Annotated in this window: 26 protein-coding genes; 14 read left to right on the top strand and 12 right to left on the bottom strand. The window is 69.1% G+C overall.

Features of this window, described 5'->3' with window-relative positions; translation table 11 throughout:
* Positions 1–69: 69 nt before the first annotated feature.
* Together egtB and EIP75_RS07550 are read right to left on the bottom strand one after the other, a co-directional pair.
* The gene (gene egtB, locus EIP75_RS07555; RefSeq protein ID WP_420797152.1) at positions 70–1,317 is read right to left on the bottom strand and encodes an ergothioneine biosynthesis protein EgtB; all 1,248 of its coding nucleotides are present in this window, start codon (positions 1,315–1,317) and stop codon (positions 70–72) included.
* Complete coding sequence (locus EIP75_RS07550) at positions 1,311–1,520, bottom strand: hypothetical protein (protein ID WP_125242649.1); 210 nt, start codon at positions 1,518–1,520, stop codon at positions 1,311–1,313. The genes egtB and EIP75_RS07550 overlap by 7 nt, the downstream gene beginning before the upstream one ends.
* 243 nt (positions 1,521–1,763) lie before the next feature.
* Here EIP75_RS07550 and EIP75_RS07545 point away from each other — a divergent pair, with 243 nt between their 5' ends.
* From EIP75_RS07545 to EIP75_RS07525, 5 genes are all read left to right on the top strand, one after another.
* Positions 1,764–2,612, top strand: coding sequence for an ABC transporter ATP-binding protein (locus EIP75_RS07545; protein WP_125242648.1), 849 nt, complete (start codon positions 1,764–1,766; stop codon positions 2,610–2,612).
* Positions 2,596–3,519 carry an ABC transporter permease gene (locus tag EIP75_RS07540; RefSeq protein WP_233584738.1) on the top strand — a complete coding sequence of 308 codons (924 nt, stop codon included), beginning with the start codon at positions 2,596–2,598 and terminating at the stop codon, positions 3,517–3,519. The genes EIP75_RS07545 and EIP75_RS07540 overlap by 17 nt, the downstream gene beginning before the upstream one ends.
* Entirely contained in the window at positions 3,516–4,724 is a 1,209-nt protein-coding gene (locus EIP75_RS07535; protein ID WP_233584737.1) for an ABC transporter permease, read from the top strand. The genes EIP75_RS07540 and EIP75_RS07535 overlap by 4 nt, the downstream gene beginning before the upstream one ends.
* Before the next feature lie 71 nt (positions 4,725–4,795).
* Positions 4,796–5,839, top strand: coding sequence for an ABC transporter substrate-binding protein (locus tag EIP75_RS07530; RefSeq protein WP_125242647.1), 1,044 nt, complete (start codon positions 4,796–4,798; stop codon positions 5,837–5,839).
* Positions 5,840–5,845: 6 nt separating this feature from the next.
* Positions 5,846–6,502 carry a TetR/AcrR family transcriptional regulator gene (locus EIP75_RS07525; RefSeq protein ID WP_125242646.1) on the top strand — a complete coding sequence of 219 codons (657 nt, stop codon included), beginning with the start codon at positions 5,846–5,848 and terminating at the stop codon, positions 6,500–6,502.
* Between the two features lie 26 nt (positions 6,503–6,528).
* Here EIP75_RS07525 and EIP75_RS07520 read toward each other — a convergent pair whose 3' ends face one another.
* On the bottom strand, positions 6,529–6,750 hold the full coding sequence (locus EIP75_RS07520) for a hypothetical protein (RefSeq protein WP_125242645.1): 222 nt from the start codon (positions 6,748–6,750) through the stop codon (positions 6,529–6,531).
* 193 nt (positions 6,751–6,943) lie between these two features.
* On the opposite strand from EIP75_RS07520, the gene EIP75_RS07515 reads away from it, so the two are divergent.
* From EIP75_RS07515 to EIP75_RS07500, 4 genes are all read left to right on the top strand, one after another.
* Positions 6,944–7,264, top strand: coding sequence for a YkgJ family cysteine cluster protein (locus EIP75_RS07515; protein ID WP_125242644.1), 321 nt, complete (start codon positions 6,944–6,946; stop codon positions 7,262–7,264).
* A 189-nt stretch (positions 7,265–7,453) separates the two neighbouring features.
* Complete coding sequence (locus EIP75_RS24840) at positions 7,454–11,074, top strand: response regulator (RefSeq protein WP_125242643.1); 3,621 nt, start codon at positions 7,454–7,456, stop codon at positions 11,072–11,074.
* 46 nt (positions 11,075–11,120) lie between these two features.
* Positions 11,121–11,972 (top strand): CheR family methyltransferase, encoded by an 852-nt coding sequence (locus EIP75_RS07505; protein WP_125242642.1) that lies wholly within the window; start codon positions 11,121–11,123, stop codon positions 11,970–11,972.
* 30 nt (positions 11,973–12,002) lie between these two features.
* Positions 12,003–13,262, top strand: coding sequence for a sensor histidine kinase (locus EIP75_RS07500; protein WP_125242641.1), 1,260 nt, complete (start codon positions 12,003–12,005; stop codon positions 13,260–13,262).
* Here EIP75_RS07500 and EIP75_RS07495 read toward each other — a convergent pair.
* The 4 genes from EIP75_RS07495 to EIP75_RS07480 all read right to left on the bottom strand — a co-directional run bounded on the left by EIP75_RS07495 (position 13,169) and on the right by EIP75_RS07480 (position 17,493).
* Entirely contained in the window at positions 13,169–13,540 is a 372-nt protein-coding gene (locus tag EIP75_RS07495; protein WP_125242640.1) for a hypothetical protein, read from the bottom strand. The two genes, EIP75_RS07500 and EIP75_RS07495, sit on opposite strands and share 94 nt — an antisense overlap.
* An 86-nt stretch (positions 13,541–13,626) precedes the next feature.
* The gene (locus tag EIP75_RS07490; protein ID WP_125242639.1) at positions 13,627–15,771 is read right to left on the bottom strand and encodes a response regulator; all 2,145 of its coding nucleotides are present in this window, start codon (positions 15,769–15,771) and stop codon (positions 13,627–13,629) included.
* Positions 15,768–16,166 carry a response regulator gene (locus tag EIP75_RS07485; RefSeq protein ID WP_125242638.1) on the bottom strand — a complete coding sequence of 133 codons (399 nt, stop codon included), beginning with the start codon at positions 16,164–16,166 and terminating at the stop codon, positions 15,768–15,770. The genes EIP75_RS07490 and EIP75_RS07485 overlap by 4 nt, the downstream gene beginning before the upstream one ends.
* 82 nt (positions 16,167–16,248) lie before the next feature.
* The gene (locus EIP75_RS07480; RefSeq protein ID WP_125242637.1) at positions 16,249–17,493 is read right to left on the bottom strand and encodes an oxygenase MpaB family protein; all 1,245 of its coding nucleotides are present in this window, start codon (positions 17,491–17,493) and stop codon (positions 16,249–16,251) included.
* 183 nt (positions 17,494–17,676) lie between these two features.
* On the opposite strand from EIP75_RS07480, the gene EIP75_RS07475 reads away from it, so the two are divergent.
* A complete protein-coding gene (locus EIP75_RS07475; RefSeq protein ID WP_158622770.1) occupies positions 17,677–18,777 on the top strand; it encodes an AraC family transcriptional regulator in 1,101 nt (366 codons plus the stop codon).
* A gap of 5 nt (positions 18,778–18,782) precedes the next feature.
* Here the strand turns inward: EIP75_RS07475 and EIP75_RS07470 are convergent, their stop codons facing one another.
* The 5 genes from EIP75_RS07470 to EIP75_RS07450 form a co-directional block, all read right to left on the bottom strand.
* Positions 18,783–20,219 carry an MFS transporter gene (locus EIP75_RS07470; RefSeq protein WP_125242635.1) on the bottom strand — a complete coding sequence of 479 codons (1,437 nt, stop codon included), beginning with the start codon at positions 20,217–20,219 and terminating at the stop codon, positions 18,783–18,785.
* Entirely contained in the window at positions 20,216–20,926 is a 711-nt protein-coding gene (locus EIP75_RS07465) for an SDR family oxidoreductase (protein ID WP_125242634.1), read from the bottom strand. The genes EIP75_RS07470 and EIP75_RS07465 overlap by 4 nt, the downstream gene beginning before the upstream one ends.
* 118 nt (positions 20,927–21,044) lie before the next feature.
* On the bottom strand, positions 21,045–21,668 hold the full coding sequence (locus EIP75_RS07460) for a TetR/AcrR family transcriptional regulator (RefSeq protein ID WP_125242633.1): 624 nt from the start codon (positions 21,666–21,668) through the stop codon (positions 21,045–21,047).
* 72 nt (positions 21,669–21,740) lie between these two features.
* Positions 21,741–22,124, bottom strand: a complete 384-nt coding sequence (locus EIP75_RS07455) for a PilZ domain-containing protein (RefSeq protein WP_125242632.1) — start codon at positions 22,122–22,124, stop codon at positions 21,741–21,743.
* A 113-nt stretch (positions 22,125–22,237) separates the two neighbouring features.
* Positions 22,238–22,615: a hypothetical protein gene (locus tag EIP75_RS07450; protein ID WP_233584736.1), complete on the bottom strand. Its 378-nt coding sequence runs from the start codon at positions 22,613–22,615 to the stop codon at positions 22,238–22,240.
* A gap of 414 nt (positions 22,616–23,029) precedes the next feature.
* On the opposite strand from EIP75_RS07450, the gene EIP75_RS07445 reads away from it, so the two are divergent.
* The 4 genes from EIP75_RS07445 (at position 23,030) to EIP75_RS07430 (ending at position 24,984) form a co-directional block, all read left to right on the top strand.
* Entirely contained in the window at positions 23,030–23,392 is a 363-nt protein-coding gene (locus tag EIP75_RS07445; RefSeq protein ID WP_125242631.1) for a YciI family protein, read from the top strand.
* 146 nt (positions 23,393–23,538) lie between these two features.
* Positions 23,539–23,976 carry a YciI family protein gene (locus tag EIP75_RS07440; RefSeq protein ID WP_125242630.1) on the top strand — a complete coding sequence of 146 codons (438 nt, stop codon included), beginning with the start codon at positions 23,539–23,541 and terminating at the stop codon, positions 23,974–23,976.
* A 23-nt stretch (positions 23,977–23,999) separates the two neighbouring features.
* Positions 24,000–24,530 carry an SRPBCC family protein gene (locus EIP75_RS07435; RefSeq protein ID WP_125242629.1) on the top strand — a complete coding sequence of 177 codons (531 nt, stop codon included), beginning with the start codon at positions 24,000–24,002 and terminating at the stop codon, positions 24,528–24,530.
* A gap of 43 nt (positions 24,531–24,573) precedes the next feature.
* The gene (locus EIP75_RS07430; RefSeq protein ID WP_125242628.1) at positions 24,574–24,984 is read left to right on the top strand and encodes a VOC family protein; all 411 of its coding nucleotides are present in this window, start codon (positions 24,574–24,576) and stop codon (positions 24,982–24,984) included.

The following is a 24,984-nucleotide window of genomic DNA, read 5'->3' as shown; positions in this document are numbered from 1 at the left end:
GTCGGGTACTGCAGGGGTGGTTTTTCGTGTCAGCGGGATGTCGACGGGGTCATCAGGACGTGGGCGCGCTCATGACGCATCACGCGCCAGCCTCAGGCCGGCGCATTGCCAGCGGGTGGCCGGCGGAAAGAAGTTGCGGTAGGTGGGGCGCAGGTGCCCCGGCGGCGACAGGCGGCTGCCGCCGCGCAGCACGATCTGGTTGACCATGAACTTGCCGTTGTATTCAGCGGCCGCCCCGGGCGTGGGCTGGAAGCCCGGGTAGGCGGTATAGGGTGACGCGGTCCATTCCCAGACCTGGCCGGATCCGCTGGATACGGTGTTCAGCGCGGCTTCCCATTCGAACTCGGTGGGCAGGCGGGCCCCGGCCCAGCGGGCATGGGCATCGGCCTCGTAGAAGCTGAGGTGGCTGACGGGGGCATCGAGGTCCAGGGCCTGCCAGCCGTGCAGGCCGAACACCTGCCACCCCTCGCCACCATCCGATGCCGCACGCCAATAGCCCGGCGCCTCCCAGCCCTGGGCCTGCACGCAGGCCCAGCCATCGCTGAGCCACCAGCGTGCGTCTCGGTAGCCGCCCTCTTCAATGAAGGCCAGGTGCTCGCGCACGGTGACGGGGCGCGCCGCCAACTCAAAGGGCCGCAACCACACGGCGTGGCGGGGCTGCTCGTTGTCGAAGGCGAAGCCCTCACCCTCATGGCCGATGTGGGTGAGGCCACCGCCGAGGCGCAGCCAGGCGGCACCGTTGGGTTCGTCAACCCCACCGCGTGCGCCATGCGACGCGCCCAGCAAGACACCAGCCTCTTGCGCAGGCCGGTACACCGGCCCCAAGGGGTTCAGCGAGAACGCATGCAGGATGTCGGTGAGGATCAGCTCCTGGTGCTGCTGCTCATGGTGCAGCCCCAACTCCAGCGTGCCCACCACCTGCGCCCAGGTGTCCGCATCGGCATCGCGGGCCAGGCGCGCCACGGCCTCGTCCACATGGGTGCGGTAGGCCCACACCTCGTCCAGCGAGGGTCGGCTGAGCACGCCACGCTGTGGGCGCGGATGTCGGGGGCCCAGCGCCTCGTAGTAGGAGTTGAAGAGATAGGCGTAGGTCGGATCGAACACCTGGTAGCCGGGCGCATGGGGCCTGAGCACCAGGGTTTCGAAGAACCAGGTGGTGTGCGCCAGATGCCACTTGGCCGGGCTCGCGTCCGGCATGGATTGCAACTGGTGGTCTTCAACAGACAGTGGCTGCGTGAGCCAGCGGGAGTGAGCCCGCACCGCGGCGAACCGGTCCTGCCATGTGCGACGACAGCCCGGCTCCGCCACGCTCACCACCGGCCCAGATTGCGGATTTCCTGGTCCGCGTCCTGGCGGCGCAGGCTTTCAGCGATCACGCGGCGGGGGTTGGCAGCCAGGCGCTTCGAACGCTTGGACGACGAGCGGCTGTCACGCTCTTCGCCGCGCTGGCCGCCGAGGCCATCGGCGGACACGACGCCGCGTTGGAACTTGCCGAGGTACTGAGGATTGCTGCTGCCCATGCTGGTTCTCCAGGATCACGTTGACGACACGATGAAACCCAGTCTATGGATCGGGGCTCGAGCGGGATGTCAGCGCGGCAAGCGACTCACTGTGAGGAACATCCTACAAAACTTCGCTTGATGCTGCACGGGCACGTCCCCAAGCCGGTGCATGGAAGGGCTATTCCGTGCAGGGGGCATGGCACGGAACTCGCTTCCAGGTGTTCGTCGAAACCTGACCAGTCGGTCAACTTTCAACCCACCATGAACGCTCCGGAGCCGCTCGCCCCCTTGCCCAAGAGCCCGCCCACGCTGGCGGCCGTGCCGCGCACCGGCTCGAGCAGGGCCGCCGTGTCGGTGCGGCAGGCCAGCGTGGTCTACCCGGCTGCAGACACGCCGGTGCGCGCCCTGAACGAAGTGAGCCTGGACATCCAGCCGGGTGAATTCGTGTCTTTGATCGGGCCATCAGGCTGCGGCAAGACCACCCTGCTGCGCGTGATCGCCGACCTGGAGCCCATCACCAGCGGCGAGGTTCTGGTCAATGGCCTGAGCCCCCACGACGCACGCCTGGCACGCGCCTATGGCTACGTGTTCCAGGCGCCGGCCCTGCTGCCCTGGCGCACGGTGCTGTCCAACGTGATGCTGCCGCTGCAGATCCAGGGCAAGCCGCCCGAGACCTGCCGGTCCATCGCGCTGGAACAACTGGCCCGCGTGGGCCTCACCGGCTTCGAGAAGAAGTACCCGTGGCAGCTCTCTGGCGGCATGCAGCAACGCGTGTCCATCGCGCGGGCGCTGGGCTTCGAGCCCAAGCTGCTGATGATGGACGAGCCCTTCGGCGCACTCGACGAGATCACGCGCGACGGCCTCAACGAGCAGCTGCAGCAGCTGTGGTTGCGCGAACAGCGCACGGTGGTGTTCGTGACGCACTCGATCGCCGAGGCGGTGTACCTGTCCACGCGCATCGTGGTGATGTCGCCCCGGCCGGGCCGCATTGTCAAGGTGATCGAATCGACGCTGCCGGCCGAGCGCACGCTGGCCCTGCGCGACACGCCCGAGTTCACCGCGCTGGCGCACGAGGTGCGCGAGGCCCTGGCCGATGGCCACGGGCATTGAGGGCCGCGCCGCGATGAACCCGATGCTGCAGCGTGCCACCCGTCACACCGGCCCGGTGCTGCTGGTGAGCACGCTGCTGCTGGCGCTGTGGTACCTGGGCGCCGTGTGGCTGAACGCCCCTGGCGCCATCGAGCGCGAGCTGCACGGCGGCTGGACCTGGCGTGAGCTGGTGGCGGCCACGTGGTCGCAGCAGCGGCCCGTGCTGCCCGCACCGCACCAGGTGGCGCGTGACCTGTGGTCCAGCCTGGTGGACTGGCCGGTGGGTTCGCCCCGCAACCTGCTCTACCACGCGGGCGTCACGGCCGAGGCCACCCTGGCGGGCTTCGCGATGGGCACGGCGCTGGGCCTGCTGCTGGCCGTGCTGATCGTGCACTCGCGCACGCTGGAGCGCGCGCTGCTGCCCTGGATCGTGGCCTCGCAGACCGTGCCCGTGCTGGCGGTCGCGCCCATCGTGCTGATCGTGCTGGGCAGCCTGGGCTTCACCGGCACCCTGCCCAAGGCCGTGATCGCGATGTACCTGTGCTTCTTCCCCGTGACGGTGGCGATGGTGCAGGGCCTGCGCGCACCGCAGATGATCGAGAACGAACTGATGCACACCTACGCGGCCACGCGGGCTCAGGCCCTGTGGTGGCTGCGCCTGCCAGCCTCCCTGCCCTTCCTGTTTCCGGCCCTGCGGGTGGGCATCGCGGCCGGGCTGGTGGGCGCCATCGTGGCCGAGCTGCCCACCGGCGCACAGGCCGGGTTGGGCGCTCGGCTGCTGACCGGCTCGTACTACGGCAACACGGTGCAGATCTGGTCGGCGCTGCTGATGGCCGCCGTGCTTGGCCTGGTGCTGACCGCCGCGGTGCGCGGCGTGGAAATGCTGGCGCTGGGCCGCCGCACCCAGGCCACGGGAGGCCGCGCATGAGCGCCACCCCGGCCACCGCGCCGCCGCAGATCGCGGTGGGCGCCATCGGCGCGGTGATGGCCCTGGCCCTGCTGCTGCTGTCGCTCAACTTCCCCGTGCTGATGCAGGACGTGGGCGAGGCCGATCCGCTGGCCCCGATGCGCTGGTGGCAGGTGGGCGGCCCGGCGGCCACCCCCACGCTGCTGCTGACGCAAGGCGCCGCCATCGGGGCGCTGCTGCTGTCGGCCCTGTGGGCGCTGTGGTCCACACCCGGCGCGGCACGCACCCTGGGCCTGGTCGCCCTGAGCGGCATCGGCGCGGGGGCACTGCTCGCCATCACCCCCACCGACCAGGTCAGCACGCCGGGCAGTGGCTACTGGCTGGCCACCGCCGCGCTGGCGCTGCTGGCCGTGGTCGGTGTGCGCCGCGTCGCGCGCCTGGCCTTGCCTTCGGCCTTAGGGTCCCTCTCGGCCTGGTTCACGGCCGGTGTGTTCGGGGCCTGGGCCCTGCTGTTCTGGGAACTGCTGGTGACCGGCTTCGGCGTACCGCGCGTGCTGCTGCCGGCCCCATCGGCCATCGCCGTGGCACTGTGGGAGCACGCCGGCACGCTGGGCGGCGACCTGGTGCAGACCGTGCTCAAGGCCGTGCTGGTCGGCTACGTGCTGGGAAGCGGCCTGGGCGTTCTCACCGGCATCGCCATCGACCGGCTGCCTTTCCTGCAGCGCGGCCTGCTGCCCGTGGCCTCGCTGAGCAGCACAGTGCCGCTCGTGGGCGTGGCCCCCATCGCCGTGATGTGGTTCGGCTTCGACTGGCCGTCCAAGGCCGCCGTGGTCACCTTGATGACCTTCTTCCCGGCCCTGATCAGCACGCTGGCCGGCCTGCAGGCCACCGGCAGGCTTGAGCGCGAGCTGATGCACGCCTATGCGGCCGGCTACCAGCGCACGCTGCTCAGCCTGCGGCTGCCCGCGGCCCTGCCCTTCATCTTCAGCGCGCTGAAGGTCAATGCCACGCTGGCCCTGATCGGCGCCATCGTGGCCGAGTTCTTCGGCTCGCCCACGGTGGGCCTGGGCTTTCGCATCTCCACCGAGGCCTCGCGCCTGAACATGCCGCTGGTGTGGGCCGCCATCGTGGTGGCCAGCGTGGTCGGATCCATCCTGTTTGCCCTGCTGGCGGCGCTGGAGCGCCGCGTCAACTTCTGGCACCCCTCGGTGCGCGCCGCGTCATGAGCAGCCCTAGGCTGCGCGGCCTTCCTGTTTCTGGTCCCCCCTTGCTTTGCCCCACACGAAGGAGCCCGTTGATGAACCGTTCGATCACCACACGCCCCAGTCTGTCGCGCCTGCCCGCGCTGTACCACCGCGGGCTGCTCGCGCTGGCCTGCGCGGTGGGCCTGGCATCGCCGGCCGCCCACGCCGCAGAGAAGGTCACGCTGCAACTGAAATGGGTGCCCCAGGCCCAGTTCGCCGGCTACTACGTGGCGCAGGCCAAGGGCTACTACAAGGACGCCGGCCTGGACGTGACCATCAAGCCCGGCGGCCCCGACATCTCGCCCGTGCAGGTGATCGCCGGCAAGTCGGCCGACGTGATCGTGAACTGGATGCCCGATGCGCTGGCCGCACGCGAGGCCGGCGTGCCGCTGGTCAACATCGCCCAGGTGTTCGACAAGTCGGGCCTGATGCTCACTTGCAAGAAGGCCAGCGGCGTGAGCAGCCCGAAGGATTTCAAGGGCAAGACCCTGGGCGTCTGGTACGGCGGCAATGAATACCCCTTCCTGAACTGGATGGGCAAGCTGGGCCTCAAGCCGGGCACCGATGTCACCATCCTCAAGCAGGGCTTCAATGTGGACCCGCTGCTGCAGAACCAGGCCGCCTGCATCTCCACGATGATCTACAACGAGTACTGGCAGGTGATCGACGCGGGCGTGAAGGAAACCGACCTGGTCACCTTCTTCTACCAGGACCAGGGCGTGGCCTCGCTCGAAGACGGCCTGTACGTGCTGGCCAGCAACCTCAAGGACAAGGCCTTCGTGGCCAAGATGGCCAAGTTCCTCAAAGCCAGCTTCAAGGGCTGGAACGATGCCGTGAAGGACCCGGAAGCCGCCGCCAAGATCGTGGTGGCCAACGACACCTCGGGCAGCGCCACCCTGGCCGTGCAGAAGCGCCAGATGGAGAACGTGGCCAAGCTGATCAGCAACGCCAACACGCCCAAGATCGGCTACCTGGACCCGGCCGCGTACGAGCGCACAGTGAAGGTGCTGATGGCCGGTGGCAGCTCGCCCGTGATCAAGAAGGACCCGGGCAAGGCCGCCATGAGCCACCTGGTGTGGGACGCCGCGGCAAAATAAGCGCCCATGCGCACATCCACCTCTGACGGGGCCCGGCCGATGCAGCCCCGCCAGGGGCAGATCCGCCAGGCCAATGAATCGGCCATCCTGCGGGCGGCCGAGCGCGTGTTCGCACGCGCCGGCTTCGAAGGCGCCACGATGGCCGACATCGCGGAAGATGCCGGCCTGCCCAAGGCCAACCTGCACTACTACTTCGGCAGCAAGCGCGATCTGTACCGCGCCGTGCTCGATGCCGTGCTGCACGACTGGCTGTCGCCGCTGGACGCCATCACGCCCGAGGCCGACCCGGCCGATGCCCTGGGCAGCTACATCCGCCTGAAGATGGCCCTGTCGGCCGAGCGGCCCGATGCCTCGCGCGTGTTCGCCAACGAACTGCTGCACGGCGCCCCGGTGGCCGGGCCGGCGCTGCAGACCGGGTTGCGGGCGATGGTGGTGGACAAGGCCCGCGTGATCGATGGCTGGATCGCCGCCGGGCGCATGGCCCCGGTCGACAGCACCCACCTGTTCTTCACGATCTGGGCCGCCACCCAGACCTATGCCGATTTCGACGTGCAGGTGCGCGCCGTGCTGTCGCAGGGCGCGCCCTTGACGGCGGCCGATCAGCAACGTGCCACCCAGCACGTGCTGACCATGGTGCTGCGCGGCTGCGGGCTGGCGCCCTGAGCCAAGCGGGCCGGGTCAGCCCAGCCTCAGCGGCGCTTGCCGCCCACGGCCACCAGCGCGCCACCCACCACGATCACGGCCACGGCGGCCCAGGTCGGAATGGCGACGTCGCGCTTTTCATCGACAGAGAGCTCGATGGGGCCCAATTGGCCCTTGTGCGTTTCCTTGGTGTAGCTGAAGGTGCCCATGGCCAGCGCGATGGCGCCGGCCACCAGCAACACGATCCCGATGATGCGACTTGCGTTCATGATGTGGTCCTTTCTTGGCTGTCCGAAAAAGCTTGGCAGCGGTGAAGACATGGTGGCGCACGGCTGACAGAAGCGCCGTCGGCATCGGCCCAAAGCGCTGTCAGGCAATGCCCACATCGGTGGTGCGGGATCACCGGACCGCCAGCGGCTCTAACATCGGCGCCTCCCTCCCTTCTTTGCATTGCTCAATCCCATGGACCCGGCCTTCGACTGCCAGCGCTGCGGCGCCTGCTGTGCGAGCTTTCGCGTCTCGTTCTACTGGACGGAGGCCCAGGGCGAGCACGACCCGCGGTCACTCGGGGTGCCGGCCGCACTGACCGAGCCTGTCAGCCCCCACCTGCTGTGCATGCAAGGCACCCACGCACGCCAGCCGCACTGCGCAGCCCTTCAAGGCCGGGTCGGCGAGTCGGTGGGCTGCACCATCTATGCCCAGCGCCCCTCCCCCTGCCGCGAGGTGATGCCGGGCGATGCACAGTGCCTCAAGGCCCGGGCCCGGCACGGGCTGCCGACCTGAGCCGGTGCATGCGCAAGCTTTCAGGGCCTCCCAAGCCCCCATTGCCATCTCGGACGGCGCCGTGGAGTTAGGCTGACACCCCGGTGTGATCTGTTCAACACAGGCGGCGCCCCCCGCGCACGAATCACGCCCTCCGAGCGAGACATCGGCCTATGATGGCCTGATCACAAAATAACGCGGGGATGGTGGATGAGACTCTCCATTGCCAACAAGCTGGGACTGAGTTTTTTGCCCGCACTGCTGGCCCTGCTGGCGGTCGGCTGGTTCTTCTACGACCGCCTGGACGACATCGCCGAAGACCGCCGCTGGGTGATCCACACGCTGGAAGTCCTGCAGGAGATCGACCAGGTCAAGGCCCAGCTGGCGCGCACGGAAAGCAGCGTGGCCTCGCAGCGACTGAGCGGGCGCAGCGAATTCCGCCACCGCGCCCGCGAAGCCGCAGCACAGACACGCTCTTCGCTGCAACAGGTGCGCATGCTCACGCGCGACAACCCCGAGCAGCAGGCCCGGGTGGGCAAGGCCGAGGTGGCATTGGGCACCTACCTGGGCGAACTGATCGCCTCCATGGACTCTCCCAGAGACCAGTTGCTGCTCGATCCTGGGCGGCATGAGGACGAAGCATCCCGCAAGGCGCTCGAAGCCGTGGCGAGCGTCGAGCGGGGACTGCTCGAGCAACGCCGGGAGCAGCAGGCCATCACCCTGCAGCGCAGCACCCAGGGTGTGCTGATCAGCACCGGCCTGGCCTGTGTGCTGGTGCTGGTGATCGCCGTGGCCATGGTGCGGGCCATCACGCGTCCCTTGCAGCGGCTGGAAGCCGGCGCCCGGCGGGTGGGCGAGGGCGATTACACCCACCGCGTCGAATCGCACACGCAGGATGAGATCGGCCGCGTGGCCACGGTGTTCAACCGCATGGTCGAGCAGATCGAGCAACGCGAGCGCGCCAGCAACGAGCAGGACTGGGTCAAGTCCGGCCTGGGCGGCTTCACCCCGATCTACCAGGGCGGGCGCTCGCTGGAGGTGGTGTGCGATGCCACGCTGTCGCGGCTGGCCACCTTGCTGGAGTCCCCGTCGATGGTGCTCTACCTGCGCCACGAAGACGACAACGGCGACCCGCACCTGGTGCGCTGCTCGGCCTTCGCCGCGCACGATGCCCCCCAGCGCATCGAACAGCGTGAAGGCCTGGCCGGCCAATGCCTGGCAGAAGGCCGCCTGCTGACGGTGTCGAACCTGCCCGAGACCCACCTGCGCATCGATTCGGCCCTGGGCTCGTCGCGCCCGCGCGAGGTGGTGGTCGCGCCCATCGTGTTCGAATCCCAGGTGCGCGCCGTGCTCGAGGTGGCGCTGCTCAAGCCCCTGACCGGGATCCAGCAGGAGTTCATGCTGCGCTTCTGCGACGACCTTGGCCTCGTGCTCAACACGCTGCAGGCCCGCCAGGCCACCGACGAGGCCCTGCGCACCCAGACCGCGCTGGCCCAGACCCTGGAGCACCAGCGCCAGGCCCTGCAGGAAGGCAACCAGGAGCTGGCGCTGCAGAGCGACCAGTTGCGCGCCTCCGAGCGCCTGGCGCGCGAGCAGCAGGAAGAGCTGCGCCTGGCCAACGAAGAGCAGCACCAGGCCAACAAGGAACTGCGCGAGCTCACCCAGTCGCTCGACCTCAAGGCCCGCCAGCTGTCCGAGACCTCGGCCTTCAAGTCCGAGTTCCTGGCCAACATGTCGCACGAGCTGCGCACACCGCTCAACAGCCTGCTGATCCTGTCCAAGCTGCTGGCTGAAGATGCCGACACGCCTTTGACGCCCAAGCAGCAGCAGTACGCGCGCACCATCCATGAGTCGGGCACCGACCTGCTGCAGCAGATCAACGAGATCCTGGACCTGGCGCGGATCGAATCGGGCAAGGTGCGCGTCGAGCCCCAACCCATGGATTACGCCGAGGTCGTGCGGCTGGCCGAATCGGGGTTCCGCCATGTGGCCAACGCCAAGCAGCTCGATTTCAAGATCGAGCTCGACCCCCAGCTGAGCCCGGGCCTGAACACCGACCCCGGCCGCCTGTGGCAGATCCTGAAGAACCTGCTCTCCAACGCCTTCAAGTTCACCGCCCGCGGCGGCGTCACCCTGCACATCGAGCGCGTGCCCAACCTGGCGCCGGACCAAGCCCGCGTGGCCATGACGGTGTCCGACACCGGCATCGGCATTCCGCCCGAAAAGCAGGCGCTGATCTTCGAGGCCTTCCAGCAGGGCGATTCGGGCATCTCGCGCCAGTACGGCGGCACCGGCCTGGGCCTGTCGATCAGCATGAAGCTGGCACGGCTGCTGGGCGGCACGGTGGCCGTGCGCAGCGAGCCGGGCAAAGGAAGCCGCTTCACGCTCGAGCTGCCCGAAGGCGGCCCCCCGACCGAATCCACCGTGGCACCCGCCAGCGCCCTGGCCAACGGGAATGGGAACGGGAATGGGAATGGCAACGGCGTCGGCGGTGCCGGCGACAGTGCCCTGCCGTCCACCGCCCCCGATGCGGCGGTGCCGCCCCTCAGCCCCATCCACCCGCCCGCCGAGCCCAGGGCACGGCAAAGCCCTGGCGCGCTGGCACCCACGCCCCTGCCGGGCGCCACCGCCCCGGGCAAGACCCTGGATGCAGAACGCCAGGCCCTGGTGGTCGCCACCCGGCAGCAGCCGCTGGTAGGCGCCCTGGGCTCGCTGGCCGCCTCACGCAAGCTGTCGCTGGTGCACGTGCAGCAGGGCGATGCGCTGCTCAACCAGTGCGTGGCGCACGCCCCTGCCCTGGTGGTGCTGGACCTGTCCGATGACTCGGCCACCAGCTGGACCGCCATGAGCCAGCTCAAGCAGGACGCCCGCACGCGCCACATCGGCGTCCACGCCCTGTGCCATCTGGAGCAGAAGCAACGCGCGCTGCGCCTGGGCGCGGCTTCGTGCACCCTGCTGCCACTCGAATCCATCCAGTCGCTGCAGGACACCATCAACGACCGGCTGGACCGGCTCACCCAGCCGCAGCGCAACGTGCTGGTGGTCGAGGACGACGTCACCCAGCGCAACGCCATCCTCGACCTGATCGGCAACGGCGACATCAAGGCCACCGGTGTGGGCTCGGCCGCCGAGGCCCTGCAGTCCATGGACAGCACCCGCATCGACTGCCTGGTGATGGACCTGGGCCTGCCCGACATGGATGGCGGCAAGCTGATGCAGCAGCTCAACGACCGCCTGGGCACCCAGTGCCCGCCCATCATCGTCTACACCGCGCGCCACATGGAGCGCGAGGAAGAGATGGCCTTGATGAAGAACGCCCAGGCGCTGATCGTCAAGGGCGCCAGCTCACCCGAGCGGCTGATCGACGAGCTCACCCTGCTGCTCAGCCGCTGGCCTTCGAAGATCTCGCCGGCCACGCGCGCGCTGATCGACCGCAGCCGCCAGCACGACCCGGTGCTGGCCGGCCGCAAGGTGCTGGTGGTGGACGACGACGTGCGCAACATTTTCGCCATCTCGGCCGCGCTCGAAGTCTATGGCGCGGTGGTTCACCATGCGGAAGGCGGGCTGGAGGGCATCGCGGCCCTGCAGGCCCAGCCGGACACCGAGGTCGTTCTGATGGACGTGATGATGCCGAATGTGGACGGCCTGGAGGCCAGCCGCCGCATCCGCGCCATCCCCGAGTTCGCGTCGCTGCCCATCATCGCCGTGACGGCCAAGGCCATGCCCGGTGACCGCGACACCTGCCTGGAGGCCGGCGCCTCGGATTACCTGTCCAAGCCTGTGGACATGGACCACCTGCGGGCCATGATCCGCGTCTGGCTGGCACGCTGAGCGGACTGCTTTCTGCGGACCACAAAAGACCATCGATGCGCCGAGCATGAGCCTTCCACCCTTCCCGCCACCGCCCCCCGCACCCTCACCGGCCCTGCAGGCCGAGCTGACGGAGTTCGTCAAGGGCATCTCGGCGCTGTGCGGCATCGACTTCACACGCTATCAGCGCTCGGCCCTGCTGCGCCGGTTGATGCCGCGCCTGGACCTGGAGGCCACCGGCACGCTCACTGCCCTGCTGGCCAAGGCCCGCGCCGACCGCGACTGCCTGACGCGCCTGCAGGGCGACATGACCCTGCACGTGACCTCGATGTTTCGCGATGCGACTTTTTTCAAGCTGGTCAGGCACCAGATCGACCTGCTGGCCACCTACCCCAGCCCGCGCCTGTGGGTGGCCGGCTGCTCCAGTGGCGAAGAGCTCTACAGCTACCGCATCCTGCTGCGCGAGGCCGGCCTGGACAAACGCTGCCGCGTCTACGCCACCGACCTCAGCGCCACGGTGCTGGCACGCGCCCAGCAGGGCCTCATCGAACCCTACCAACTGTCAGACCACGAGCAGGCCTACCATGAGGCTGGTGGCCAGGGCAACCTGCTCGACTACTGCCAGTTGCACGACGGGCAACTGCGCTTTCATCCGTCGCTGATCGAAGACGTGGTGTTCAGCGTGCACAACCTTCTCACGGACGGCTCTTTCAATGAATTCCAGTTCATTTCCTGCCGCAATGTGACGATGTACTTTGATGAGATCGGGCAGGAGCAGGCCCACCGACTGCTCCACCAAAGCCTCACACCCCTGGGTCACCTGGGGCTGGGCATTGGAGAGTCGCTGCGACACTCACCTCATCGCGCCGACTACCGGCAGCTGGGGCGGGGGGAGCCGCTGTTCCAGCGGATCCGCTGAAGGCCGCACACATATAAAAAGGGGAAGACCATGGGCCAGCCAAACCAACCCACCGTCAACATCCTGATGGTTGACGACGTGGCCGCCAACCTGCTGTCGCTCGAGGCCATCCTCGAGCCGCTGGGCCAGCGGCTGGTGCGCGCGCAATCAGGCACCGAGGCGCTGCGGCACCTGCTGCACGACGACTTCGCCGTGATCCTGCTGGATGTGCGCATGCCCGACATGAACGGCTTCGAAGCCGCCGCCATGATCCGCAGCCGGCCACGCTCGCGCAGCACGCCCATCATCTTCCTGACGGGCACCGAGAAGAGCGACGACGCCATGTTCGAAGGCTACTCGGCCGGCGCGGTCGACTACCTGATGAAGCCCGCCGCGCCTGCCGTGCTGCGCTCGAAGGTGGAGGTATTCATCGAGCTGGCGGCTGCGCGCATGGCGCTGGAGCAGCAGGTGCGAGAACGCGAACAGGCGGCTCAGGAGCTCCAGCGCCTCAACGACCTGCTGGGCGAGCGCAATGACGAACTGGCCGCCGCCAATGAAGAACTCGATGCCTTCTGCGCGTCCGTGTCACACGACCTGCGCACGCCCCTGTCGCAGATCCTGGGCTTCGCGCAGCTGCTGGACGTGACGGCCGCACAGCGCCTCACCGAGGCCGACCGGCGGCACCTGGACCGCGTCCAGTCCATCGGCAGGCACATGACGCAGATGGTGGCGGATTTCCTGACCTTCGCGCGCCTGGGCCACGTGCCCCTGAGCCGCTCCGACGTCGACATGGACGCCCTGGTGCGCCAGGTGATCGAGGAGCAGACGGACGGCGCGCAAGGCCTGCAGAGCGCCAGCGTCCGGCATGTGGACTGGGCGATCTCGCACCTGCCCAAGGTGGAGGGTGACCGGCACATGCTGGCCCATGTCTGGAGCAACCTGATCTCCAATGCCCTGAAGTATTCGCGCCAGAGCCTGCCGCCGCGCATCGTGATCGATGGTGTGGCCGAGCGCGGCGAGTGCGTCTACTGGATCACCGACAACGGTGTGGGCTTCGATGCCCAGTATGCGCACAAGCTGTTCTCGGCCTTCACGCGCCTGCATGCCGGCACAGCCTACGAAGGCATCGGCATCGGCTTGTCATCGGTCAAGCGCATCGTGGTCAAGCACGGCGGGCGGGTGTGGGCCGAAAGCCAGCCGGGCCGGGGCGCCACCTTCTATTTTGCGCTGCCGTCCGTGGCCGCCGGAGGGGCTACCGTGGCCGCAGGAGCCACCGGGGCCGCCTTGCAGGACACCAGCAACTGCGCCTGAGCGCCGGCATCGTCCAGGTAACTGGCGGCGGTGTTCCACCATTGCGCCGGTTTCAGGTCGCTTTCCATGCCCCCTGACTTCTGCGATTGGCGCAGGGTGTCGTAGCCATGGATGCACTGCTGGGACGCGATGGCCGCCAGACGGCCCGGATCGCGCCCTCGCAGCTCGTAGACTTCGCTGCCATCCGGCGTGGCCAGGCGCTTGATCTGCATCTGCGTGCAGCCCGACAGGGCCACGGGCATGGAGGCGATCAGCAGGAGCATGGCGCGGGCGTTCATGCCGCCAGTATGGCCAGCCGGCAGCGCCCGCATCGCCGGATCAGCGCCCGAAAGCCGGCCCTGCTCCATGGCGCAGACCGCCCGCCTCAGTGCACGTAGGGCGACAGCGCGCGCTGCACCTCGCCGATGAAGCGCCCCTGGTCGAACTCGGTCTTGTTGACCAGCTCGAACAGGCCGCCGCTCAGGCGCTGACGGTCGCGCAGGGTCAGGTCACGGCCAGTGACCACCATGACGGGGATGCGCGCGCTGGCCGGGTCGCCCTTGAGGGCATCGACCACTTCGAAGCCACTGACCTCGGGCATCTCCAGGTCCAGCACGATCAGGTCGGGGTTGAAGCGGCGCGCCAGGCTGATGCCTTCGGAGCCGCCATAGGCGCGCAGCACCACGCAGCCCAGGTGGTTGAGCGGCTCGGCCACGCGCTCGACCGACTGGGCATCGTCGTCGATCACCAGCACCGTGGTGTGGCGTGGCGTGTTGCGCGCCATGCCCAGGTGCTCCAGGCCACGCTTGAGGTCTTCCATGGTCAGGGGCTTTTGCAGCACCAGCGAGACGCCCATCGAGTAGCCCAGCATGCGGCCATCGCCCTCGACCGACACCACCACCACGGGCACCTGGGCCCAGCGCGGGATGGCCTTCATGCGCTGCAGGAACTCCCAGCCGTCCATGCCGGGCAGGCGGATGTCGAGCGTGATCAGCTCGGGCACGAAATGCTCGCTGAGCACCAGCGCGTCCTCGGCCGACAGCGCACGGCGCGTCTGGAAGCCCAGCGATTCGAGCTGCAGGCGCATCATGGTGGCGGCGCGGTCGTCGTCCTCGATGATGAGGGCGGTGGATCGCAAGGTGAGCTGCGGCATCTGCAACTGCTCCAGGTTCTCCTGGTGCGGCTGGGCGGCATGGATGGGCAGCCACACGGTGAAGCGGCTGCCCTGTCCCACCTCGCTGCTCACGGCCACGGCGCCGCCGTGCAGCTCGGCCAGGCGGCGCACCATGGCCAGGCCCAGGCCGGTCCCCTCCTGCGTGCGGCTCTCGGGGCTGGTCACCTGCGAGAAGGGCATGAACAGCAGGTCCAGATCCTGGGGGCGCATGCCGATGCCGGTGTCGCGCACCGACAGCTCGACGAACTCGTGGAAATCGCCCGGCGGCAGCGGCGTGCGGCGGCCACTGGCAAAGCCGGGCACGGCGTTGGCGGCGCGCTCGCGGGGCACCCGGGCCAGCTGCACCGTCACCGAGCCATCGGAAGGCGTGAACTTGACGGCGTTGGACAGCAGGTTGTGCAGGATCTGGCGCACGCGGCGTGAATCGGCCTTGACGTCGTCGTGCACCGAAGGCGAGAGCTCGGTCAGCAGGCGCACGCGCTTGCCGCGGGCCTTGTCGGCCACCACCAGCAGGCTGTCGGCCAGCAGGGCCTGCAGGTCGACCGTCTCGAGCGAGAGCTCCATCTTGCCCGCCTCGATCTTGGACAGGTCGAGGATGTCGTTGATCAGGGACAGCAGGTGGTTGCCGCCCTCGAACACATGGCCCAGGTAGATGCGCTGCTGCTGGCTGAGCTCGCCGGCCATGCCGTCCTTGAGGATCTCGGAGAAGCCGATGATGGCGTTGAGGGGCGTGCGCAGCTCGTGCGACATGCTGGAGAGGAACTCGGACTTGAGCCGGCTGGCTTCTTCGAGCAGCTTGTTCTTGGTGGCGATCTCGCCGTTGACCACCTCCAGCTCGGCGGCCAGACGGCGCGATTGCGTCTCGCGCTGGCGCAGGTCCTGGGCCTGCTGCTCCAGCTCGGCGCGCAGCTGGCGCATGCGCACGTAGTCGGTCACGTCGTCCAGGCGGTGCACCACGCCGACGATGTGGCCCTGAGGATCCCGCAGGGGGCTGTTGTGCGGCGTCCAGTAGTGGGCCTCGAACGTGCCGTCGGACTGCGGCAGATCGCGCTGCAGCAGTTCCATCGCATCAGGCTCGCCGGTGTCCAGCACCTGGCGCACCGAATCCAGCAGGACATCGCCCGCCGGGGCCCCGGGGTGGTAGGGCGCCTGCGGAAAGATCTCGGCCAGAGGGCGGCCCAGCAGGTGTTCGCGCGAGGCGCCCGTGGCGGCCAGGTAGGCCTCGCTCACGGCCACGGCCCGCAGCTCGGTGTCGAACACCAGGTAAAGGCCAGGCAGGCCTTCGAACAGCACCCGGAAGTCGGGGGCAGGGACCGGGACGGCCTGCGCCGGCACCGGCTTGAGCGCACGCGTCATGAACCCACTCCTTGCTCGTTGTTCGCAGCATCATGCACCAACAAGTCATCCACGGCGGCCAGCAGTTGCTGGTAGCGCAAGGGCTTGGAGACATAGGCGGCGCACCCGGCGGCGCGCATGCGCTCTTCATCGCCCTTCATCGCGAAGGCGGTGAGCGCCAGCACCGGGATGCCCCCGGTGCGTTCATCGGACTTGAGGGCGCGCGTGGCCGCCAGGCCGTCCATGCCGGGCAACTGGATGTCCATCAGCACCAGGTCAGGCCGGTGCTCGCGTGCCAATGCCAGCCCCTGCGGCGCATCGCTGGCCTGCAGAAGTGTGTGCCCTGCGCTTTGCAGGATGGCGCCCGCCAGCAGCATGTTGGCGGGCGTGTCTTCGACGATCAGGATGCGTGCCATCAGGCTCCCCCCAGTACCTTCACTCGGTTGTATACGCCGGAGGCGGCGTGGGGGCAAGTCTCCTGAAAGACCTTGTTACCAATCAGGGGTGCGACGAACGCGCCACCGCCTCGGGCGAGGCCACGCCGGGCTGGTGTCCTCCGAACAGCACCGGCAGGTAGCTGACCTGGCGCTGTCGGCCCAGGCGCACCAGCAGGTCCTGCCCACCCGGCAGCAGACGCATCGCGCCATGCCAGGCCAGGCGAGGCAGCAGGGTCAGCACCGGGTACCAGGGCAGGGTGGGCGGCAGGCCGAGCGAGGCCATGCCTTCGGAGCCGACGAACAGTCGCGCCACGCTCAGGTGCCGCGCCCGGTTGAAGCGCCCCTGCAGGCCGGGCAGCCAGCGGTAGTGGCGTGCCAGAGGCTCGTCCATCAGGGAGCGGCCCAGGGCCTGGCTGGTCTCGTCGGGCGGGGCCTGGCTGACGATGTTCTGGTAGATCAGAACCCGGGATTCGTGCTCGTCTTCGGTGAGCAGGGATTCGTCCACGCCCATCACCCAGCCGATGTAGCGCCACAGGTGCATCATGCCCTGCGCATCGCGGCGGGTGGTCACCACGCCGCTCACGCGCAGCGCCATCAGGTGCACCGCGCTGAAGCCCAGGTAGGTGGCCTGCATGTCGACCTGGTTGATGGGCAGGCCCAGGGCGTCGTGGTCCCAGGCCACGCGGCCGGACAGGCTGCGCCGCACGATGGCATGCATCACGCGCACCCGCAGCGTGGTCTTGAAGCCGGGGCTGAAGCGCTCCATGCCGCCCTCGGCCGTGGCATCCACCCACCACGACGTGGTCTCGGCCACGCGGCGCTGGGCTCCGCGTTGCAATGCACCGGTCATCACCAGGGCCTGGTTGATGGCACCGGCCTGGTAACCGGCCATCAGGCCTGCATCGCGCAGCACCAACATGCCGAAGCGGCCGGTGCTGTGGATGTAGCGTGCGCCATCGCGCAGCTTGGCCGGGTCGACCCAGGCGGGGCGTGTTTCCACATGGCGGATGAAGGCGACCAATGGTGCCGGGGAATCGGGCATGCCGTCCACGCCTTGCTCGATGGCCCGCTCAAGCAGCGGACGCCCCGCCGTCATGCCGACCTGGTGCAGCCATTCCACCAACGCATCGGCCGGCGGATCGCCCTGACGCAGGGCGGCCCCCAGGGCATCCCATTGCGCGGGGGTGGCCTCCGGGTCACGCCGGATCAGCAGGCGCACCCCGCGCGCCATGCGGCGGCCGATGGCCGGGTCCGCGCCATGGCGTGACGGCGGTTGCAGAAGGGTCGATGAGGGCAAGGCAGACATGGGGACGTTCTCCGTGGCACCGCGTCAATGCACGGTGCGATGCCCTCATGCTGGGTGCGCGACACCGGCCTGTCATTGGCCGCAGCCACCAACGGGTTGGCCGCTCGCGCGGGCGTCCATGGCCTCGCGCCCCCCGCAAACCCCGGCCGCCGTGCCGCCGTCTTTCGTTACCATCTCAGGTTGATGTACACGCCCAACGACCACCCCGCCCCTTCAAGCGCCATGCCGCCGGCCGGCTTCAGCGCGCCGTTTGCGCGCGTGGTGGCGGACTACGTGGTGGCCCAGGGGCTCGATGCGGCCCCCGTGCACCAGGCCCTCGGCCTGGGCAACGCCCAGTTGAACGACGAGCACCTGCGCGTGCCGAGTGCGCGCCTGGCGCAGGCGCTGGCCGTGGCCGCCCACCTGTGCGGCGATCCGCACGCGCCACTGCGCATCGCCAGCTTCGTGCGGCCGGCCCACCTCGGCTCGCTCGGCTACGCCGTGATGAGCGTGGCCTCCGGCGGTGACGGCCTGGCGCTGTTCGAGCAGCTGCAGGCCCTGCTGTGCACCGAGATCCGCGGGCACCACCAGGTGGTCGGACAGGCCATCGAGACCCGGCAGGAGTTGTTGGGCCCGGTGCCGCGCAGCACCGAGTTCTGGATCTTCTTCGTGGCCGCACGGCTGGGCTTCGCGCGCTGGGTGTCGGGCCGGGCGCTGGTGCCGGTGCGGCTGGACCTGCCCTGCCCGCCCCCAGCCGATCCCAGGCCGTTGCTGCAGTTCGTGGAAGCGCCGGTGCGCTTCGACATGCCGCAATGCCGCGAGGTGATGCCGGTGGACTGGCTGGCCTGGGCCAACCCCAATGCCGACCCGGCGGTGCACGCGCTGATGAGCTCCCAGGCGGGCCAGCGCCTGCAGGCGCTGCGGCACGATGCCGGCGAGGCCGTGGCCCAGTTGCGCCAGCAGATCGCGCACAGCCTGCGCACGGAAGGCCAGGTCCCGCCGCTGGAGGTGCTGGCGCAACGCCTGGCACAGCCCGGCGCGCCGGGTGCAGCGGCCTCGGCCCGGCAATTGCAGCGCCGGTTGGCCGAGCAGGGCTTGAACTTCAAGTCCCTGGTGGAGCAGGTGCGGCGCGAGCAGGCCCTCAATGACCTGGAGCACACCGACCTGCCACTGGCCGACGTGGCGCGGCGGGCCGGCTATGCCGACACCAGCACCTTCCACCGCGCCGTGCGCCGCTGGACCGACCAGACCCCGCTGGCCGTGCGCGAGCAGGCGCGCCAGCGGATCGGCGCCTCACCGCGCTGACCTCCTCAGGCGGGCTTGCGGGGTGCCGTGCGCACCGGCAGGCACAGCATGGCCGTCAGCAGCGCCAACGTGATGTGGGCCGCGTACAGCCACTTGAAATCACCCAGCGACAGGCTGGCGTGGCCCAGCAGCGCCACCGTGAAGGCCACGCCCATCACCGAACCCACCTGGCGCACCGCCTGGTTGACCGCGCTGCCAATGCCGAAGCGCGCTGGCGGCAGGTGCGCCACCGCCGCGCCCGACAGGGCCGGCAGCACCATGCCCACCCCTGCCCCCGTCAGGAACAGGCCGGGCAGCCAGGTGCGCAGGTAATCGGGCTCGGGGCCGGCCATGGTCCAGAACCACAACCCACCCAGCGCGTAGACCAGGCTGCCGCCCACCAGCAGGCCCCGGTGCCCATGGCGCGCGGCCCAGCGGCCCGACAGGATCGCCACCGGGATCACCAGCAAGGGCCCGGGCGTCACGGCCACGCCGGCCTGCGGCAAGGTGTAGTGCCAGATCTTCGTCATGAAGAAAAAGAAGCCGAAGAACATCATCGCGAAGGCCATGCCGAAGCTCAGCGTGGCCAGGTTGACGAAGCGGTAGGTGCGGTCCTTGAACAGGGTGAGGTCGATGGCCGGCGCGGGCGTGTGCTGCGCCCAGCGCGTGAAGGCCGCCAGCGCCAGCACGCCCGCCGCGATGCTGCCCCACACCTCGCCCGAGCGCCAGCCCAGCGCCTCCGAGCGCACGATGCCCAGCGCCAGCGCGCCCACGCCGACCACCAGCAGCAGCACGCCCGGCACGTCCAGCGGCGCCGCGTTGTCGGGGTTGCGCGATTCGCGCAGCACCTGGGCACCCCGCCACACCGAGAACAGGCCCAGCGGCAGGTTCAGGTAGAAGGCCCAGGGCCAGCCCATGCGGTCCACCACCCACGAGCCCACGCTGGGCCCGAGCGCCGCGGCCAGGCCGCTGACGGCGCCCCACAGGCTCACGGCCACGGCGCGCTTGTCGCTCGGGAAGGCCGCCAGCACGATGGCCAGCGAGGCCGGCGTCAGCAGCGCCGCGCCCACGGCCTGCAGCACGCGCGCCGCGATCAGCCAGCCCACCTCGGGGGCCAGCCCGCACAGCAGTGAGGCCAGCAGGAAGACCAGCACGCCGGTGATGAAGACACGCTTGCGCCCGTGCAGATCGGCCAGGCGCCCGGCGGGCACCAGCAGCGCGGCGTAGACCACGGTGTAGGCGTTGAGCACCCAGGACACATCGGCGCTGGAGGCGGCCGGAAAGCCTGCCCTCAGCGCGCCGAAGGCCGCGAACAGCACGGTGCTGTCCAGCGAGACCAGGAACACGGCGATGCTGGCCAGCAGGAAGGTGGGCCAGGGCGAGGCCGGCGCCGCGTCCGGGATGGGCGGCACCAGCCCGCCGGGCGCCTTGGGCCCGCCAGCGGGGGTGGCGGCGGTGCTCATGCCGCCCCCGGCACGCTCAGGTACACGCCGGGCTCGGCGGCCAGGCCCTGCTTGACTTGGCGGGTCACCGCATCGGCCAGCACTTCCTCGCGGCCGGCCTCCAGCGCGGCCAGCACCTGGGCCGCCACGTCGTCAGGGCTGGCCTTGGGGCCTTGGGCGCCGCGCGCCATGTCGGTGTCCATGAAGGCCACGTGCAGGCCGAGCACCTGGGTGCCCTGCGCGCGCAGCTCGTGCCGCAGGCCATTGGTCATCGACCAGGCCGCCGACTTGGTGGCGCTGTAGGTGCCGAAGGCCGGCATGTTCACCCAGCTCAGCGCGGACAGCACGTTGACGATCGCGCCGCCGCCGTGGCGCGCGAGCACCGGCGCAAAGGCCCGGCTGGTCAGCAATGGGCCGAAGACATTGGTGTCCAGCTCGGCGCGCAAGGCGTCGAACGTTCCCTCGCCCAGGAAGCCCGACGAGCGCGAGATGCCCGCGTTGTTGATCAGCAGGGTCACATCCCCGCATTCACGGGCGGCGGCGGCCACCTGGTCGGCGTGGGTCACGTCCAGTGCGATGGGCACCACGCCGGGCAGCATCACGCTGGACGGATCCCGCGCGGCGGCGTAGACCTTGCGCGCGCCGGCGGCCAGCAGGGCCTTGGCGAATGCCAGGCCCAGGCCGCGGTTGGCGCCGGTGACGAAAGCGACGGAATCCTGGATCTTCATGGGGAGCTCCTTGGCAGGCAATTAATATGACGATCGTCATATTTCAGGGTGAGCCGCAGGACGGCGGCGGTCGGTATGTTCAGTGGGGACGGGTGTCGAAAAAGCGGAGCGGCAGCGTTCAGCCCGAGCGCCCGTGCCCCGGGGCATGGGCATGCAGGAAGGCCCGCGAGGCCTTGAGCACGGCCTTGGACAAGGCCGGATCGTCCACCGCGCGGGCCAGCACCAGCGAGCCGATCAGGCTGCTGACCACGGCCAGGGCCGTGTCATGCGTGGAAGGCTCGGAAGCATTCGCCGGGGCAGCGTCACTGGAAGCCTGGGCCGCCTGCGCTTGCACCAGTGCGATCAGTTCCTTGATGCGGCCCGTGGCGGCACGGCGCACTTCGGGCGCCTGGCGGTGCATCTCGGAGCCCAGCGCGGCCACGGGGCAGCCCTGCTCCACGGCCTTGACGTGGCGGCCGGACAGGTAGCTGTCGATCAGCGCGGCCAGGCCCTGGCCCTGCGGCGCGTCCTGGGCCACCTGCCTCAGGCGGGCCAGGCCGTCGGCCCCTGCATGGTCCGCGGCCTCGGCCAGCAAGGCCGTGCGCGATGGAAAGTGGGCATAGAAGCCGCCATGCGTGAGGCCGGCGGCCTTCATGATGTCGGCCACGCCCGTGCCATCGTAGCCACTGCGGCGGATGGTCTGCGAGGCCGTCTGCACGATGCGCTCGTGCGTGAGTTCCTTGCGGGTGGGAGAGGCGGGCATGGCGAAGGACGTCGATTCGTATGATGGTCATCATATTCCCATCGAGCAGCCTTGCCAGGCGCATGGTCTTGCTCAGCCCAGCATGTCGCGCACGGCCGCCTGATCCTCAGGCGCCAGGGCCATGAACAGCATGCCGATGCGGAAGGCCCCAGGCCCCGTGTACGACGAGTACACCGCCTTGGCGGGCAGGGCCACCTGACGGATGCCACCGGGCAGCGGCAGATCGAACTGCAGCAGGCAGCGCGAGCCGGGTTCGATGGGGCGGGCCGTGATCAGCGACAGGCCCTGCAGGCTGAGATCCTGCACAAGGCCCTGGCGCTCCAGCCCTCCCTTGATCTGCACCTGGACCGGGCAACTCAGGTTGATGCGGTCGTGACGGCGTCGGCTGTCCGTGGGGCTGGCCCCCGGGCGTTGATCGGTGTCTTGAGAGGCCGGCGGCGGTGCGCTGCTCATCATGGAGCGTGTTCCCGTGGCTGCGGGCTGGTGGAGCCGCCCTCAGGATACGCGTGCAGGTGGGCCAGGGTCAACGCCCATGCACCATGTTGATGCCCGCACCCAACGCGTCGGCTTCAGAACGGCGCAGGCAGCATCTTCAGACCCAGCAGCATCACCGAGGCCACCACGTTGACCGTGAAGCCCAGCGCCGCCTGCACATAGAACACGGCCGACAGCACGGGCGCGCCCACGCCGTGCTCGATGAGGGCGGCGATGCCGAAGCACAGCAAGGTGACCACGGCCCAGCGCTTGAGGTAGGTGGGCAGCCACCGGGCCTGGTGCTGGTTGTGGCGCCAGGCCGCCGCGCGCTCCAGCAGGCTGGCGCGGTTCACGTCGCGAAACAGCCAGCCGAAGAACCAGTAGCGGTACAGCAACTGGCGGAAGGTCAGCGCGAGGCGGGTAGGCTCCGAAGGGCCTTCCCCGCCACCGGCCGGGGTTGAAAAGGTGTCCATGGCAAAGCTCCTGCCTGAGCAGCATCTTGCCAAGATGCCAAGAACCTGCCGGCACCAGGGCCGCAATCCCCGCCAGGCGTATCAGGCGTCCTCGTCGTGCTCCGTGCGGCACCAGCCCAGCTTGGGCCAGCCGCCGGCATGGATGCTGCGGCCATAGAGTTGAACAATGTCGAGGGTGGGCATGGGGTTCATGGACTGGCTCCGAGAATGAATGACGATGAAGACGATCGGCCGGTGCGTCCCCGGTTGCATTCATCGTGTCACCCGCGCCGGCCTCGCGGGGCAGGGCTATCACCGACAGCCAGGCCCGCACCCCCGCTGCAGCGTGAACACTGCACGCCCGGCATCCCCCTTGAACACGGGGCGCTTATCATCGATTGCCCTGAATCCTCCGCATCACCGAGCCCCCTCACCATGAGCTACATGCTGTTGATCATCGAGCCCGTCGGCCAGCGTCGCACCCGCACCGAAGCCGAAGGCCGGCAGGCCTACGACAGCATGGTCCGCTTCGGGCAGGGCCTGAAGGAGCGCGGCCTGCTGGTGGCCAGCGAATCGCTGCAGTCGGCCTCGCAGGGCGCCCGGGTTACCGTGCGCGACGGCCGCACCAGCATCGTCGATGGCCCCTTCGCCGAGGCCAAGGAAATGATCGGCGGCTTTTTCCTGCTCGATTGCAGGACACGGGACGAGGCCCTGGCCATCGCCGCCGAATGCCCCGCCGCCCAGTGGTGCACGGTGGAGGTGCGCGGCCTGGGGCCCTGCGCCGACGACCACGGCTGATCAACTCCGCTCGGTCCATCCGCACCTCCACGGAGACGCCAGGGTTTTCACCTAAATCCACTTTGTCGATTTCGCGTCGCGCGCTTCGTCGTGTGGATGAAGGGACACGATGGCGTGTCCGCCCCATCCAACCTCAGGAGCCCACCATGCGCTACATGATCATCGTCAAGGCCACCGCCGAGACCGAAGCCGAAACCGGCTTGCAGACACCCGACGAGGCCCTCATCAAGGCCATGACCGACTACCACGAGCAACTGGCCCAGGCCGGTGTGCTGCTCGATGGCTCGGGCCTCAAGCCCAGCCGCCTGGGCTGGCGCATCACCTTCAGCGACACCGGCGGCGGACAGGACCAGCGCAGCATCACCGACGGCCCCTTCGCTGAAACCAAGGAGCTGGTGGCCGGCTACACCCTGATCCAGGTGCGCTCGCGCGAAGAGGCGCTGGAATGGACGCGGCGCTTTCCCAACCCCGTGGGCGTGGGCCGGGCCGCGCAGATCGAGGTGCGCGAGCTGTACGAGCTGGAGGATTTCGCGCCCAGCGAATCCCTCGACCGCCTGCGCGAGATGGGCGTGGGCGGCGCCTGAGCGCGCCCTCCAAGGAGAACCCCATGCTCAAGTCCATCGCCCTGATCCTCGCCGTGGCCCTGGCCGCGCTGCTGCTGTACGCCGCCACCCGCCCCGACACCTTCGCCGTTCAGCGCAGCGCCCTCATCCAGGCCAGCCCCGACAAGCTCTTCCCGCTCATCAACGACCTGCACCAGTTCAACACCTGGAACCCCTACGCCCGCAAGGACCCGGCCATGCGCATCGACTACCGCGGCCCGGCCAGCGGCCCCGGTGCCGCCTTCGATTTCAGCGGCAACAAGGATGCGGGCAAGGGCAGCATCGAGGTCACCGGCGGCCAGGCGCCGACCCGGGTCGACATGAGGCTGGACATGGTCGAACCCTTCGAAGGCCACAACCAGATCGCGTTCACGCTCACCCCGCAGGGCCAGGCCACGCAGGTCACCTGGGCCATGCACGGCCCCAGCCCCTACCTGTCCAAGGTGATCGGCATCTTCCTGGACATGGACCACATGATCGGCCGCGATTTCGAGGCCGGCCTGGCGCGGCTCAAGGCCACGGCCGAAACCCGCTGACCTGCAGCTTCACACCTTTCAAATCACCTCACGGAGCACCCCCATGGCCCAACAGATCTTCGTCAACCTGCCCGTCAAGGACCTTGAGCGCAGCAAGGCCTTCTTCGCCCACCTGGGCTACAGCTTCAACCCGCAGTTCACCAGCGAGCAGGCCGCCTGCATGGTGATCAGCGACACCATCTACGCGATGCTGCTGGTCGAGCCCTACTTCCAGACCTTCACCAAGAAGCCGGTCTCGGATGCGAAAAAGGCCACCGAGGTGCTGCTGTGCCTGTCGTGCGAGAGCCGCGAGCACGTGGACACGCTGGTCGCCAAGGCCCTGGAGGCCGGCGGCGCCGCGCCCGTGGACAAGCAGGACCACGGCTTCATGTACGGCCACGGCTTCGAGGACCTGGACGGACACCAGTGGGAGCTGATGTACATGGACATGAGCGCCATGCCTGCGCAGCCCTGA

It is taken from the genome of Aquabacterium soli (genome assembly GCF_003933735.1).
Lineage (GTDB): Bacteria > Pseudomonadota > Gammaproteobacteria > Burkholderiales > Burkholderiaceae_C > Aquabacterium > Aquabacterium soli.
The sequence above is the reverse complement of the archived record's forward strand: the minus strand, read 5'-3'. Positions and strand labels throughout refer to the sequence as shown.

Excerpts from the sequence above, each read along its gene's own strand:
- EIP75_RS07550 (WP_125242649.1), bottom strand. The coding sequence starts at position 1,520 with ATGGGCAGCAGCAATCCTCAGTACCTCGGCAAGTTCCAACGCGGCGTC.
- EIP75_RS07545 (WP_125242648.1), top strand. The coding sequence starts at position 1,764 with ATGAACGCTCCGGAGCCGCTCGCCCCCTTGCCCAAGAGCCCGCCCACG.
- EIP75_RS07540 (WP_233584738.1), top strand. The coding sequence starts at position 2,596 with ATGGCCACGGGCATTGAGGGCCGCGCCGCGATGAACCCGATGCTGCAG.
- EIP75_RS07535 (WP_233584737.1), top strand. The coding sequence starts at position 3,516 with ATGAGCGCCACCCCGGCCACCGCGCCGCCGCAGATCGCGGTGGGCGCC.
- EIP75_RS07530 (WP_125242647.1), top strand. The coding sequence starts at position 4,796 with ATGAACCGTTCGATCACCACACGCCCCAGTCTGTCGCGCCTGCCCGCG.
- EIP75_RS07525 (WP_125242646.1), top strand. The coding sequence starts at position 5,846 with ATGCGCACATCCACCTCTGACGGGGCCCGGCCGATGCAGCCCCGCCAG.
- EIP75_RS07520 (WP_125242645.1), bottom strand. The coding sequence starts at position 6,750 with ATGAACGCAAGTCGCATCATCGGGATCGTGTTGCTGGTGGCCGGCGCC.
- EIP75_RS07515 (WP_125242644.1), top strand. The coding sequence starts at position 6,944 with ATGGACCCGGCCTTCGACTGCCAGCGCTGCGGCGCCTGCTGTGCGAGC.
- EIP75_RS24840 (WP_125242643.1), top strand. The coding sequence starts at position 7,454 with ATGAGACTCTCCATTGCCAACAAGCTGGGACTGAGTTTTTTGCCCGCA.
- EIP75_RS07505 (WP_125242642.1), top strand. The coding sequence starts at position 11,121 with ATGAGCCTTCCACCCTTCCCGCCACCGCCCCCCGCACCCTCACCGGCC.
- EIP75_RS07500 (WP_125242641.1), top strand. The coding sequence starts at position 12,003 with ATGGGCCAGCCAAACCAACCCACCGTCAACATCCTGATGGTTGACGAC.
- EIP75_RS07495 (WP_125242640.1), bottom strand. The coding sequence starts at position 13,540 with ATGAACGCCCGCGCCATGCTCCTGCTGATCGCCTCCATGCCCGTGGCC.
- EIP75_RS07490 (WP_125242639.1), bottom strand. The coding sequence starts at position 15,771 with ATGACGCGTGCGCTCAAGCCGGTGCCGGCGCAGGCCGTCCCGGTCCCT.
- EIP75_RS07485 (WP_125242638.1), bottom strand. The coding sequence starts at position 16,166 with ATGGCACGCATCCTGATCGTCGAAGACACGCCCGCCAACATGCTGCTG.
- EIP75_RS07480 (WP_125242637.1), bottom strand. The coding sequence starts at position 17,493 with ATGTCTGCCTTGCCCTCATCGACCCTTCTGCAACCGCCGTCACGCCAT.
- EIP75_RS07475 (WP_158622770.1), top strand. The coding sequence starts at position 17,677 with ATGTACACGCCCAACGACCACCCCGCCCCTTCAAGCGCCATGCCGCCG.
- EIP75_RS07470 (WP_125242635.1), bottom strand. The coding sequence starts at position 20,219 with ATGAGCACCGCCGCCACCCCCGCTGGCGGGCCCAAGGCGCCCGGCGGG.
- EIP75_RS07465 (WP_125242634.1), bottom strand. The coding sequence starts at position 20,926 with ATGAAGATCCAGGATTCCGTCGCTTTCGTCACCGGCGCCAACCGCGGC.
- EIP75_RS07460 (WP_125242633.1), bottom strand. The coding sequence starts at position 21,668 with ATGCCCGCCTCTCCCACCCGCAAGGAACTCACGCACGAGCGCATCGTG.
- EIP75_RS07455 (WP_125242632.1), bottom strand. The coding sequence starts at position 22,124 with ATGATGAGCAGCGCACCGCCGCCGGCCTCTCAAGACACCGATCAACGC.
- EIP75_RS07450 (WP_233584736.1), bottom strand. The coding sequence starts at position 22,615 with ATGGACACCTTTTCAACCCCGGCCGGTGGCGGGGAAGGCCCTTCGGAG.
- EIP75_RS07445 (WP_125242631.1), top strand. The coding sequence starts at position 23,030 with ATGAGCTACATGCTGTTGATCATCGAGCCCGTCGGCCAGCGTCGCACC.
- EIP75_RS07440 (WP_125242630.1), top strand. The coding sequence starts at position 23,539 with ATGCGCTACATGATCATCGTCAAGGCCACCGCCGAGACCGAAGCCGAA.
- EIP75_RS07435 (WP_125242629.1), top strand. The coding sequence starts at position 24,000 with ATGCTCAAGTCCATCGCCCTGATCCTCGCCGTGGCCCTGGCCGCGCTG.
- EIP75_RS07430 (WP_125242628.1), top strand. The coding sequence starts at position 24,574 with ATGGCCCAACAGATCTTCGTCAACCTGCCCGTCAAGGACCTTGAGCGC.